The sequence below is a fragment of the Novosphingobium sp. SG707 genome (assembly GCF_012275515.1).
Classification (GTDB): domain Bacteria; phylum Pseudomonadota; class Alphaproteobacteria; order Sphingomonadales; family Sphingomonadaceae; genus Novosphingobium.
Genome location: NZ_JAAZQL010000002.1, coordinates 395,174 through 407,536 on the forward strand (window position 1 = coordinate 395,174; position 12,363 = coordinate 407,536).

The window sequence follows — 12,363 nt, forward strand, 5'->3', positions numbered from 1 at the left end:
CGCACGTAATGCGTTAGGCGCATAAATAGCCGGGGGGATGAAGAGTGCTGCGTCATCTTTATGTGCAGGTTGTGCTGGGGGCGCTGGCCGGTATCGTCGTGGGCTATTTCTGGCCGCGGCTGGGCGTGGAGCTGGGGCCGCTGGGCATTGCTTTTGTCAAGACGATGCGGATGATGGTGCCCCCGATCCTGTTCTGCACCATCGTGGATGGCATCGTGCTGCATGGCGGGGCGGTGCGCACGGGCACCACGGTGGTGCGGGCGCTGATCGTGTTTGCCGCGATCACCGTCGGCGCGCTGCTGATGGGCCTGCTGGTGGCGAGCCTGCTGCGTCCGGGCGCCGGTCTTCAGGTTCCCCCGCTGGTGGCCGGCGGCGTCGATCTGCATCACCAACTGGCCGGAGCGCCCATCAATGGGCCGGGCGAATTTCTGCTGCGCATGGTGCCGGAAACCTTCTTTTCCGCTTTTACCGCCGGAGACATTCTGCCCGTGCTTTTCATCGCGGGTCTGGTGGGCTTTGGGCTGATCCATATCGGCGCGGCGGGCGAGCCCATTGTCCGGGGCTTGCGCGTTCTGGCCCAATTGCAGTTTGCCATCGTAGGTTTCCTGCTGCGGGTGGCGCCGATCGGCGCTTTCGGGGCGATCGCCTATACGGTGGGGGCCTATGGCATTGGTTTCATCAGTTCGCTGGGCCTGCTGGTGGCCACTTTGGCGCTGGCCTGCCTTGGGCTGATGGCGGCCTTGCTGCTGGTGGTCCATGCGCGCACAGGCCTGCGCCCGTTTGCCCTGCTGCGGCATTTCCGGGATGAAATGCTGATCATCGCGGGCACCTCGTCAAGCGAGGTGGTGCTGCCCCGTCTGATGTCCAAGCTGGAAGGCATGGGCGGCGATCCGGCGGTGGTCGGCCTGGTGATGCCGGTGGGCTATACGCTCAATCTGGCTGGGACAGCGGTCTATCTGATCGTCGCCACGCTGTTTCTGTCCGAGGCGCTGAATATCCCCCTGCCGCCCGAGCGGATCGCGCTCTATCTGCTGGTCATGCTGGTGACATCCAAGGCCGCGGCCGGGGTGATCGGCAGCGGCTTTTCCGCGCTTTTGCTCACGCTTTCGCTGCTGCCCGATGTGCCCGTGGCGGCGGCGGCCATGCTGATTGCGGTGGATCGCATTCTCTCTACCCTGCGCGCCCTGACCAGCGGCGTGGCGAATATCAGCGCTACCTTGCTGGTGGCGCGATGGAACGGCGGGCGCTTTACGCTTTAGCCTTTGTCCAAGCCTCGGACAGCAGGCTGACCAGCCGGGCGCAGGCGGGCGACAATTGCGCGCCGGGCCTTTGCAGCAGCCCGATGCTCCGGAAAATCACAGGGTCCCTGAGCGGGCGCCAGACCAGATTACCCGCCTCAGGCCCCGCGCAGGCCAGTTGCGGCAGCACCGATGGCCCCAGTCCGGCATCCGCCAGCGCCAGCGCCGATGTCAGGCGCGTGACTTCGTAAAACCAGCTCAGATTGATGCCTTGGGCGGCCAATCCCGCCTCCAGCGTGGTGCGGTTGCCGCTGGCCCGGTGGACCGTCACCAACCGGCGATCCACCAGATCGGCCCAGCCGACCTCGCCTTTGGCCGCAAGCGGATCATCCTTGCGGCACACCAGCCCATAGGGATCGTCATGCAGCGATGTATAGGCAAGATCGGAATCCGGCCCGACCGGCAAAGACAGGCCGAATTCGGCTTCGCCGGTGCGCACCGCTTCGGCGCATTCCCCGGCGGAAAGGTCGAGGATGCGCACGCGGGTGTTGCGATAATCGAGCGAAAAGCGTTGCAGCACTTCGGGCAGGAACTGCACCGTGGCGCTTGGGATACTGGCCAATGTGATGCGGCCCGCCGCACGTTCGCCCTGCGCCATCAGGCCGACGAGCGAGCCGTCGATTTCCTGCAGCATCCGGCGTATCAGCGGCACCACCTGCGCACCCGCCGCTGTCAACCGCACGGTCCGCGTGGTCCGCTCGACCAGAACCGTGCCGACCGCCTGTTCCAGTTTCTGGATCCGGCGGCTGAGCGCGGGCTGGGACAGGTTCAACTGTTGCGCCGCGCGCATGAAGCTGCGCCCATCCGCTACCGCCACCAGCGCGCGCAGGTCCAGCAATTCGCAGTTCATCGGGATTGGAAAGGTCATACCGGCCTGTCTGATTATGGTGCTGCGCGCATCGAGAAACTGTGAACAGCCTCACAGGGCGGTTCCTCCTTTCTATGGGCCAGTCTTTGGCTCAATTGAAGAGCCCGCGTGTCATGCATGGGGTAGGGGCAGGGGTGGATCCTTGCCCAAGGTTCTAGAAAAGTGGGAGACTTGCGGACGGGTCGATCGGAATCTGCGCGTTTCAATGTCGGCCAGGCCGCCCCCGCTTTCCCCGCAGGGAACCTATGGATGCTGCGTCTTTATGTTTGGGCCTGCCCGCCAGCGCAGGCGCAGCTTGACGGCGAGGGTTGATGAATTCCGGTCACCGGCCGCACAATTTGCGCAGCGACTCCAGATCCTTGGGCCGCAGAGGCGCGCGCCACGGGGCGCAGGGGCGCTGGCCCGCCGGGACATAGGCGGCCATGGGCAGGCCAAAACCCTCGCCGCCCAGACGCTGCGCCAGTTCCTGCGCCTGAGCGTGGGGCATGACGGCCACCTGACCGGCCAGCGCGGGAGGCGGTGGAATCGGCCGGTCCACCCATGCCAGTACCACCTGATCGGGCTTTGCCGCCGCCACCAAAACGGCCAGATCGCGCCATTCGGCCATGCAGGGCGCACACCAGCGCGCACCCAGCAAAATGACCTGTCCGCCGCCCGATGGCGCCTGCGCTTTCACCGGGAGGGCAGTCAGAAAAGCTCCGCATAGGGCGATAGACAGTTTGCGCATCGCTACTTACTATGCCCATGAATGGGTTGTGTAAATCGGGAGGATGTCTTGCAGATCTCACGTATTGCTCTGGGCGCTGCGCTGGTTCTGCAAATGGGGGCGCCGCTTTGCGCGCAAATCGCACCCGCTGCCAAGCCCGACCTTCAATCGCTGTTCAATGCCGCCACCGACGCATGGGCGAACAATGATTGCGTCAAGGCTTTGCCGATCTTTGCGCAACTGGCCGATGATCCGCGCATCAGGCCGGGCACTTTGCCCTATGCCGCGATTGCCGTGCGGCGTGGCGATTGCCTGATCGCCACAGGGCAAACCGCGCAGGGCGAGCTTATGGTGCAGCAAGGCCTGCCTCAATTGACCCGCGCGGGGGAGGAATTCGCCAATGAGGTGGTGCGCGTCGAACAAAGATTGGGCAATCTGGCTGCGGCGCGGTGGGACCACGATACGGCGCTGGCCCATTACAAGGCCGCGCTGGCGCTGTTGAAAGGTCAGGAGCGGTCGCAGACGTTGATGTGGCTGGCGCAACTGACCAGTTTCGACAGCGGAAATCAGGCGCTGGACACGGTGGAGGAAGGCTATGCGCTGGCCTCGGCCGAGGCCAAGCCGGACAAACATGCACAGGCGATGTGGCAGATGATGAAGGGGCGCATCCTGCTCAATCATGGCCGGGTCAAGGAAGGGCGGGCGGCGCTGGAGCAGGCCCTCAAGCTCAGCCCCGGCACCAATGGCCGCCTTTCGGTCGAGGAGGCGCTGCTGCGCGCCGATCTGGCGCAGGCGGCTATGCTGACGAAGGACCGCGAGACGGCCTATAGCTTTATGGCCGCATCCGGCGCAGGCAGGCTGGAAAAATCCCTCTTTACCAAGGCGGGGCAAATGGAACCCCCGATGTGCGGCCCCGACACCGGGCTGGAGCCGGAGGATCGCGCCGTGGTTGAATTCACCATCAGCGGTCAGGGGCAGGTGGAAAGCGCGCGGACCGTTTATGCCAATGGCTCCTATGCCAAAGCCTCCGCCTTTGCCCGTGCGGTACAGCAATGGGTATGGCCGCGCGAAGATGCCGCGCGCATTCCTGAGTTCTTTCGCATCGCCACGCGGGTCGAGATCGTGTGTACCCGCGCGGAAGGTACAGGCGGTATTTCCGCGCTCAATCCGCTGCTGACCCGATTTTCGCAATGGGCGCCTGCGTCGGATGGGCTGCCATGGTCGCGCTGGCTCGCGGCGGCCGAGGCGGCGCAGAAGGCGGGCAAGGAGGATGCCGAACTGGCGGCGCTTGTGCGACTGGCGCTGGTCGATCTGCGCGGGGCACAGGACCGGCAGGCTTCGATTGAGCGCGGGCTGGTGCTGGCGCGGGGCGGATCGCGGGCCATTCCTGCCGAGGCTGCACATGCTGCGCTGGTGCTGCTCGAATCCTCGCGGCCCCAAACGGGTCATAAAGGGGAGGATAGCGAGCGGGTGGCGATGGATCAGTTGCTGGCGCTGGCCGATGATCCAGCGTTGGCGCAGGATGCTCTGGCGCAGGACACCGCGCTGTTGATAGGGGCGCCGGCCCGCGCACGCAGCAGTCAGGCCGAGCGCATCCAGGCCGCCCTGATCCGCGTGGCGCAGGACCAGCGGCTTGCAGAACATCACCCCCTGCGCCAGTTCGCGCAATTGCGGCTGGCCAATGAGGCGGCGCGCAGCGGCGATCTGGACAAGGCCGGGCAATGGTTCGCCACCACCGGTCTGACACAGGAGCAGTGCGCCTTGATCGGCCCGCGCCCGGCGTTGACCAATAGCAACAGCGCGCCATCGCATTTCCCGACCGAGGCGCTGCGCTATGGCTTCGAGGGATGGGCGCGCACCGAATTCGACATTCAGGCCGATGGCCATACCGCGCAAGTCCGCACGGTGATCGCCTATCCGCCCTTTGTGTTTACCGATGCGGCGCGCGATATGTTTACCGGGGTGCGTTATCAGTCCAGCTATCGCCCCGAACGCGGCGCGGCATGCAGCGCCAGCAGCGATTTCGTGCGTTTTGTGATCCCAGGCAATATAAACACGGTCAAAGTGATCAAGCCCAAGAGTTGAGGATCGGACAGCCGGTTCAAAGCGGGCGAGGAGGGCGCGCCATAGGGCGCAGCAGGGCATCGCCCGCCATCGCCAGCACATTGCCCGCCCAGAACAGCAGCACCGCGCCCATCGCAACGGCCATTTCCCAGGGGGAACCGGGGTGGGGCGGCAGGGCATGGCGCCCGATAAAGAGCATCCGCGCCAGCCCCGCCGCCAAAGCCAGCAAGACCAGCCCCGTCAGCCGCAAGGCGCGATCAGCGCGCGGGCCGGGGGCGAATTTCAAAAAGCGATAGATGGGCGACATCGGACAATTCCTGCCTTTGAGCAGGGCCATCCCTAAGCCTGATGGGCGTTAAGCCTCTACGCGAAGCTGGGCGCAATTGCGTGAAGTCTGCATAAAACCGGCGATGATCGGCGGACGCAAAAAGACGGGCGACCTTGCGGGCCGCCCGTCCAGGATGGGGGTCTTTTCTCTTTATACCACGAGGGAGTCTGCACCTCGTGTGGGGTAATGCCGATTAGAAGGTGATCTGCACCTCGCCGCCGAAGGTGCGGGGCGAGTTGAAGTTGCCGTAATCGCCCAACACCGCATCATTCGCGCCCGAGCGGCGATAGATGTAGGTGGTGTTGAACAAGTTGCGGCTCCACACCGAGAAGGTCGCCTTGGTCGCGCCGCTCATCGGCACCGAGGCCAGAGCGATGCGGCCGTTGACGACGAAGCTGGCGTCGGTCTTCACCGGCTCGTTCTGGAAGCTGTACTGCGACTGGGCATAGTTGGCGTCCAGATGCACGCGCACCTCGCTGCCATTGGCGTTCACCGGCATAACGTAATCGGCATAGGCCGAGGCGGCATTGCGCGGCGTATAGACCGTATAGACCTGATACAGGGCATTGTTCAGGAACGGATTGGCCGTGGGCGGAACAAAGGTGTAGGTGTAGGCGTAGGACGCGCCCAGCGTGACGCCTTCGGCCGGCTTGACCGTAAGGTCGGCCTCGATGCCGCGGATCTTGGACGTGCCCGGCGCGTTGCGGGTTTCCTCGGTGTGCAGGTTGAAGGTCGGGCTGTTGGGATTGGTGTCGACATTGTCGAAGTCGGTCTGCGTGCCGGTGCGGTCCATCATGTAACCGGCCAGGTTGAGGCGAACGTGATGGTCCATCAGGTCCATCTTGGTGCCGATTTCATACGAGCGCACGACTTCGGGGCCAAACGAGTTGAAGGTCTGCGAACGGTCATTGGCGCCGCCGGCGCGATAGCCGGTCGAATATTTGGCATAGAGGTTGACGTTGCGCGTCAACTCATAGGCGGCAACCGCCAGCGGGTCGAAGCGGCTGACGCTTTCGTTGAACAGGAAGTTCGACGAAATGCCCTGCACCAAGTAAAGCGTGCCGTGACGCTTTTCATTGGTGTAGCGGCCGCCCAGCGTCAGGTGGAATTTGTTGTCCAGCCATTCGGGCGTATAGGTCATCTGGCCAAACGCGGCATAGCTGCGGGCATAGGCTTCGCTGGCGCGCTGCAGGAACTGCTGACCGATGGCCCAGCCCTGATTTTTCGAGGTGACAGCGCCCGAGACCGTTTCGCTGTTGATCGTATAGCCGGTGCCGTCCGCATTCCAGGTGTTCGACGAAGGGGTCGATGCCTGTTCCTGGGCGCGTTCGTTGAAGTAATAGCCGCCCAGCACATAGTCGACCTGCGGGATGCTGCCGACCAGTTGCAGTTCCTGGCTGAACTGACGCTGGTTCAGGTAAGACAGGCTGTAGCGGCTGAAAGCGGTGTTGGGGGCAAAGATGGTGCGCGCCGCGCCGCCCGAATTGTCCCACTGCTCGGTCGAAACACGGCGCCATGCCGTGATCGAGCGCAGCTCCATGCCCGGCATCACCTTATAGTTCAGGTGCAGCGAGGTGCCTTCGGTGCGGTCGACGCTGGGCTGCTGGGGCACGCCGATCGGGGCCGTCGACAGGCGGTTGCCGCCCGTGGGGGTGACCAGCGGCGAGAGCGGGGCGATGCAGGTCTTGCCAGCGGTGCAGTTGGCGCCGTTCAGCGTCAGGCTGGAGCCGTTGTAGGTTCCGACCGGCAGGCCATTGGGGTTGTAGTTGATGAGCTGGCTGAAATTGGGCGTGTTTTCGTCGCGGCCCTTGTCATAGGACACCAGCGCCGAGAAGCCCTGAATCGGGGTCCACTTGGCGCTGATGCGGCCGCCCACGCGCTCATACTGGTTCCACCCGGCTTGCCCGGCCAGCGGGTTCTTGACGGTGGCGTCCTGATGCTGTTCCACCGCGTCGATCTTGACCGCGATATTGTTGAATTCGGGCAGGTCCAGATGGCCCTCGGCGGTGTGGCTGCCGTAATTGCCCACGCCTGCCGAGAAGCGGCCGCCGAACTGGCCGCTGGGGTCGCGCGTCACGATGCTGACGGCGCCGCCTTCGGTGTTGCGGCCAAACAGGGTGCCCTGCGGACCTTTCAGCACTTCGATGCGCGAAACGTCGAACAGCGCGGCGTTCAGGCCCTGCGAGCGGGCGAGATACACGCCGTCGATATAGACGCCGACGCCGCTGTCGCGGGCGGTCTGGTTCTGGTCAAAGGGGACGATGCCGCGGATGCCGACCGTCAGTGCCGACTGGCGCGCTTCGAAGGTGGCCACGCGCAGCGAGGGCACGCCGCCATCGGCCAGGTCGATCAGGCTTTGAACATGGCGGTCCTTGATGACCTGCTCGCTGACCACCGAGATGGCCACCGGGGTCTTCTGCAGGTTGGTTTCGCGCTTGGTGGCGGTCACGACAATGTCGGTCAGTCCGGTGCCGTTGCCTTCCGCCGGGGCGGCGTCGGCTGCATGGGCAACGCCCGCATTCATCAGCACAAGCGCGCTCAACGGCAGGGCCAGAAGGGCCTTGGAATGTTTCACCTGATATTCCTCCGAGGGGTGCAGCCAGGGTTGGAGAGGATGGCTGCTGTTGGCAGTAACTTTAGTTAATAGGTAAGTTACAGCGCCCTCTATCCATCGATGTTTGCACTTTTGTGACGATTCGGAAGCATTCTTCTCAGATGTCCTTTCCTGGGGCTTGGTGCGTGCGCACCCTGATGAAAGGGCCGCATTGACTGGGCCGAAATTCATGCCAAGGAAGAAGGCCATGCCGCAACATCAGGAAAGGAACCGGGTTTGACCCGATCGCGTTCTGGTCTGGTTCTGGCCGTGATGCGCAGTTTGATGGCGGCCCTGTTTGCGGTGTGGCTCTGGATGGCGCCGCATCATCATGCGCAGGGCGGGGCCGAAACGGTGTGGCTGTTTGGCGCCTATCTGGTCTTTGCGCTGATGATGCTGGCGGTGGCGGCGCAAAGCTGGTGGTATGATTTCCGGCTGGCGCGGGCGGCCTTTGCGGTCGATGTCGCCACCTTCCTTGTCGGTCTCTATCTGACCGAGGCGGTGACGCTGGATTTCTTCAGCTCCTTCATGGCCTTCTTCGCCTTTCTGATGCTCAATTCGGCCACGCGGTGGAACAGGCGGAGCATCCTGCTGATCGCGGTGGGGCTGGCGGCCTGTTTCCTGCTGGCGGGGCTGCTGGTCGAATGGGGCGAGTTTCATTTCGACACGACCAAATTCATCCGCCGCTTCAGCACGCTGGCGCTGCTCTCGCTGATGCTGGGCTGGTTCGCCTTCAACCGACAGAATGTGCCCGTGGCACGATACATAAGGCCCGAGCAGGCACAGGACCCTCTGGCCGGGGTGCTGGATTATGCGATGGGGGCCTATGGCGCGGCCGGGGGCGCCATTGCATGGATGGCGCAGGGTGAGAGCCGCCCTGTCATCCGCACTTGCGGCAAGATGGGCGAGGGGCCGGAACTGGCCGCTCTGGATCTGCCTTTGCCGGCGGGCGGCATGGTGTTCGATGCTCCGCGTCGCCGCGCGCTGCTCCTCAATGATCAGGATCGCATGGTGGCCATGGCGCCCGCGCCGATGGAGGGGCTGATCGCGGGCTTTGCGGGGGCGCAGGGCCTGTCCTTGCCGATCATCGGGCGCACCGGGCGCGGGCAACTGGTGCTGACGGGCATAGCGGGCCTCAATTGCGACGATCTCTTTGCTGCCAAAAGCGTGGTGCGCGAAGTGGCTGCCGCGATGGATGAGGAGGAAACCGAGGCCATGGCGCGCGAAGTGGCCATGTCGCGCCTGCGCACCCAGATCGCCGCCGATCTGCATGACAGCGTGGTGCAAACGCTGGCCGGGGCGAAATTCCGGCTGGAGGCCTTGCGCTATAAACTGGCGCAAGGGACGGCCGCGCCTGATGACATCGACCTGCTCTGCGCCGGGCTGGCGGCCGAACAGGGCCATGTGCGCGCCATCATCGAGCGCCTGCGTCAGGGCCAGATCCAGCCGGGGCAGCGCGACCTGCTTCAGGAACTGATCCCGCTGGCCGACCAGCTTTCCGCGCAATGGCTGGTGGCGGTGTCGGTATCGGTGTCGGCGGAGGGGGAGGGGCCGATCATCGTACCCACCGCGCTCAATTTCGAGATCCAGCAGATCCTGCGCGAGGCCACCGCCAATGCCGCCCGCCATGGACAGGCGCGCCATGTCCGTGTCGAACTGGACACCACCGACGGCGGGCTGAGCATGGCCATTGTCGACGATGGCATCGGCTTTGCCCCCGATGCGTTGGGCGATCCCCCGCAATCTATCGCCGCGCGCGTGGCAAGGCTGGGAGGGGGCTTGACCATCGGGCTGATCCACGGGCAAACGCGCGTGCTTGTAACTCTGCCCATGGAGCCTGCCGGATGACCAGAATCGTCATTGCCGACGATCATGCGTTTTTGCGCGCCGGGCTGGAGCAGGTGCTGGGCAGTCTGGGTTTTGCGATTGTGGCCTCGGTGGGCGATGGCGATGCGGCGCTGGCGGCGGTGGCGGAAAAGGACCCCGATCTGGTGATCGTCGATCTACGGATGCCGGGGCGCAATGGGGTGGCGGTGCTGGAGGCGCTGCGGGCGCAGGGCGATACCCGGCCTGTGCTGATGTTGGCGGCCGAGATCGACGATGCCAGTCTGGTTGCCGCGATTCGGCTGGGCGTCAACGGCATCCTGCTGAAAGACAGCGATGCCTCGGCCTTGAAGGAGGCCATCGACACGGTGATGGCCGGAACGCGGGCGATCTCGATGGCGATGATGGAGCGGGCCTTTATGCTGGCCTCGCAGCCCTCGCCAGCCAACCCGCTCGATGCGCTTGGCGAGCGCGACCGGCGGATCGTCGAAGGGGTGGCGGCGGGCCTGCGCAACCGCGAAATTGCTGAAAACCTAGCCATTTCCGAAGGCTCGGTGAAGGTCTATCTCCACCGCATCTTCGACCGGCTGAATGTGGGCAATCGCACCGAACTGGCGCTGCTGGTGCGCGGGGGAGAGGGCGGTCGCTGACATTCTAAATTTGTCATTTGCGGCATTCTGCGGGGCCGGGGGCGGCTTGTCATCTATCTGTCATAAATGGTTCCTACCCGCCACCTATCGAGCGCGGCAGGATCGGACTGTCGGCCGGACAGGACACCGACAATGATGACCGGAACGAAATGGGCAGGCACCGGCCTTTTGGCCGCAATGATCGCGGCCGCGCCCGTCGCCGCGCAGACCCGCGTGAATTACAGCGTGACCGACAGGATCGCCGGGGCCGATGGCGGCTGGGATTATGCGCGCGTCGATGCCCCGCGCGGCGTGCTGTATGTGGCGCGCAGCAATGCGGTGATGGCGCTCGATCTGGCCACGCGCAAGGTGACCGACGCGGTCACCAGCGCCGAGGGCGCGCATCAGGTGATCCTGATCGACGATGGCGCGACCCTTGTGGAAACCGACGGCAAGAGCGGCCTGACCCGCTTTGTTGAAGTAGCCAGTGGCAAGGTGATCGCGCAGGTGCCCAGCGGCAAGAAGCCGGACGCGGCGTTTTACGATGCCGCCACCGGCCGGATTGCCGTCATGAGCCCCGGCAGCGACACGATCACCAGCATCGACGCCAAGACCCATGCTGTGACCGGCACGATGAAGCTGGCAGGCGGGCTGGAATTTGCGGTCAGCAACGGGCGCGGCGGGGCCTTTGTCAATCTTGAGGATGAGAACAGGATTGCCGAGGTCGATCTGAAGGCGGGCCGGGTGCTGCGCAAGATTGCCATGCCCGGTTGCGTCGGCCCCACGGGGCTGGCGATGGTGGCCGGGGGCAAGCGGCTGATCTCGGCCTGCGCCAATGGCGTGGCGGTGGTGGCCGATGTGGCCAGCGGCAAGGCCGTGGCCAGGCTGCCCATTGGCAAGGATGCCGATGCGGTCATCGCCGACGAGGAGCGCGGGCTGGCCTTCATCCCCTGCGGCGGCAGCGGCACGCTGGTCGCGCTCGACATCCGCCGCCCCGATCATATCGCCGTGGCGCAGGTCATCCCCACCCAGATCGGCGCCAAGACCGGCGCTGTGGACCCGCGCGATGGCCGGGTCTATCTGCCCGCCGCCACGCTGGCCGCGCCCGAGGCCGGGGCCAAGCGCGGCAAGCCGGTGCCGGGCAGTTTCGTCATTCTGGTTGTGTCGCCCAAAGCCTGAGGAAGGAATTCGCGATGATGAAAGCGATACTGAGCGCTGCCCTGCTGGCGGTGGCCATGCCTGCGATGGTGCCCACGGCCGCCTTGGCGCAAAACGCGCCTGCCAAGCCCAAAACACTGCAATATCTGGATGCCACGCTGTTCCAGCCGGTGCTGATCCTGCCCGCGCCGGTGGCCAGGGATATGCCCGCCAATGCGCGCGAGCTGGCCATGTTGCACCAGTTGATCGCCGGCGCCAGCCCTCAGCGTTTGAAGCAGGCCTATCAGGATGCGATCCACGAGGACCCGGCGGTCTTTAACGAAACGCTGGGCGTCGATCTAAAAAAACTGCCCGCGACGTGGGAATTGCTGGAAATCGTCAACCATGAATCCGCTGTCGTGGCCAGCATTGCCAAGGATCATTTCCATCGCATGCGGCCCTACAGCGCGGATGCCTCGCTGCCTTTTTGCGAAGGCAAGGTCGATCCGGCCAAGCCTGCCTATCGCTCCTATCCCTCGGGCCATTCGACGCTGGGCTATGCGGTGGGTGTGGCTCTGGCGCGGCTGTTGCCCGCCAAGGCGGACAGAATCATGGACCGCGCACAGGATTATGCGATGAGCCGCGAATATTGCGGCGCGCATTACGCCAGCGACATTCAGGCCAGCGAGGTGATCGGCACGCTGGCGGCCACGCTCTTGCTCAACGATCCGCGTCTGGCCGACAAGGTGGCGGCGGCAAGGGTGGAATTGAACCGGATCTGACGCCTGTCGGGGCCTGCCGCTTGCGCCCGAGCGGGGCGGCGGGCCTGTTATGGGTAAATCTGCCTAATACGAAAGCATAGGTGGTTTTCTCTATTTTGCCTGAGGTGCGGTCCGCAATATATAAAAAGATGCCG

10 protein-coding genes are annotated in these 12,363 nt (G+C 64.5%); 6 read left to right on the forward strand and 4 right to left on the reverse strand.

Annotation, left to right across the window (positions count from 1 at the left end):
* The first annotated feature begins 44 nt into the window (after positions 1 to 44).
* Positions 45 to 1,259, forward strand: coding sequence for a cation:dicarboxylase symporter family transporter (locus FHW92_RS06585; protein WP_168602461.1), 1,215 nt, complete (start codon positions 45 to 47; stop codon positions 1,257 to 1,259).
* On the opposite strand, the gene FHW92_RS06590 is transcribed toward FHW92_RS06585, so the two are convergent.
* Together FHW92_RS06590 and FHW92_RS06595 are read right to left on the reverse strand one after the other, a co-directional pair.
* Complete coding sequence (locus FHW92_RS06590) at positions 1,249 to 2,166, reverse strand: LysR family transcriptional regulator (protein ID WP_246869977.1); 918 nt, start codon at positions 2,164 to 2,166, stop codon at positions 1,249 to 1,251. The genes FHW92_RS06585 and FHW92_RS06590 overlap by 11 nt on opposite strands.
* A 322-nt stretch (positions 2,167 to 2,488) precedes the next feature.
* Entirely contained in the window at positions 2,489 to 2,893 is a 405-nt protein-coding gene (locus FHW92_RS06595) for a thioredoxin family protein (protein ID WP_168602462.1), read from the reverse strand.
* Between the two features lie 48 nt (positions 2,894 to 2,941).
* Between FHW92_RS06595 and FHW92_RS06600 the strand changes: the two genes are divergently transcribed.
* Positions 2,942 to 4,957: a hypothetical protein gene (locus FHW92_RS06600; protein WP_168602463.1), complete on the forward strand. Its 2,016-nt coding sequence runs from the start codon at positions 2,942 to 2,944 to the stop codon at positions 4,955 to 4,957.
* Between the two features lie 16 nt (positions 4,958 to 4,973).
* Here FHW92_RS06600 and FHW92_RS06605 read toward each other — a convergent pair whose 3' ends face one another.
* Both FHW92_RS06605 and FHW92_RS06610 read right to left on the reverse strand, forming a co-directional pair.
* Positions 4,974 to 5,243: a hypothetical protein gene (locus tag FHW92_RS06605; protein WP_168602464.1), complete on the reverse strand. Its 270-nt coding sequence runs from the start codon at positions 5,241 to 5,243 to the stop codon at positions 4,974 to 4,976.
* Between the two features lie 214 nt (positions 5,244 to 5,457).
* On the reverse strand, positions 5,458 to 7,788 hold the full coding sequence (locus FHW92_RS06610; protein WP_168602872.1) for a TonB-dependent receptor: 2,331 nt from the start codon (positions 7,786 to 7,788) through the stop codon (positions 5,458 to 5,460).
* 306 nt (positions 7,789 to 8,094) lie between these two features.
* Here FHW92_RS06610 and FHW92_RS06615 point away from each other — a divergent pair, with 306 nt between their 5' ends.
* From FHW92_RS06615 to FHW92_RS06630, 4 genes are all read left to right on the forward strand, one after another.
* Complete coding sequence (locus FHW92_RS06615) at positions 8,095 to 9,705, forward strand: ATP-binding protein (RefSeq protein WP_246869978.1); 1,611 nt, start codon at positions 8,095 to 8,097, stop codon at positions 9,703 to 9,705.
* The gene (locus FHW92_RS06620; protein ID WP_168602465.1) at positions 9,702 to 10,331 is read left to right on the forward strand and encodes a response regulator transcription factor; all 630 of its coding nucleotides are present in this window, start codon (positions 9,702 to 9,704) and stop codon (positions 10,329 to 10,331) included. Before FHW92_RS06615 ends, FHW92_RS06620 begins: the two co-directional genes overlap by 4 nt.
* Positions 10,332 to 10,463: 132 nt before the next feature.
* Positions 10,464 to 11,489 carry a PQQ-binding-like beta-propeller repeat protein gene (locus FHW92_RS06625; RefSeq protein WP_172249237.1) on the forward strand — a complete coding sequence of 342 codons (1,026 nt, stop codon included), beginning with the start codon at positions 10,464 to 10,466 and terminating at the stop codon, positions 11,487 to 11,489.
* 14 nt (positions 11,490 to 11,503) lie between these two features.
* Complete coding sequence (locus FHW92_RS06630; RefSeq protein ID WP_168602467.1) at positions 11,504 to 12,229, forward strand: phosphatase PAP2 family protein; 726 nt, start codon at positions 11,504 to 11,506, stop codon at positions 12,227 to 12,229.
* The last annotated feature ends 134 nt before the right edge of the window (positions 12,230 to 12,363 follow it).

What these genes read in the sequence shown, in the direction of transcription:
- FHW92_RS06625 (WP_172249237.1), top strand. Translation starts at nt 10,464, where the DNA reads ATGATGACCGGAACGAAATGGGCAGGCACCGGCCTTTTGGCCGCAATG.
- FHW92_RS06595 (WP_168602462.1), bottom strand. Translation starts at nt 2,893, where the DNA reads ATGCGCAAACTGTCTATCGCCCTATGCGGAGCTTTTCTGACTGCCCTC.
- FHW92_RS06630 (WP_168602467.1), top strand. Translation starts at nt 11,504, where the DNA reads ATGATGAAAGCGATACTGAGCGCTGCCCTGCTGGCGGTGGCCATGCCT.
- FHW92_RS06590 (WP_246869977.1), bottom strand. Translation starts at nt 2,166, where the DNA reads ATGACCTTTCCAATCCCGATGAACTGCGAATTGCTGGACCTGCGCGCG.
- FHW92_RS06605 (WP_168602464.1), bottom strand. Translation starts at nt 5,243, where the DNA reads ATGTCGCCCATCTATCGCTTTTTGAAATTCGCCCCCGGCCCGCGCGCT.
- FHW92_RS06620 (WP_168602465.1), top strand. Translation starts at nt 9,702, where the DNA reads ATGACCAGAATCGTCATTGCCGACGATCATGCGTTTTTGCGCGCCGGG.
- FHW92_RS06610 (WP_168602872.1), bottom strand. Translation starts at nt 7,788, where the DNA reads ATGAATGCGGGCGTTGCCCATGCAGCCGACGCCGCCCCGGCGGAAGGC.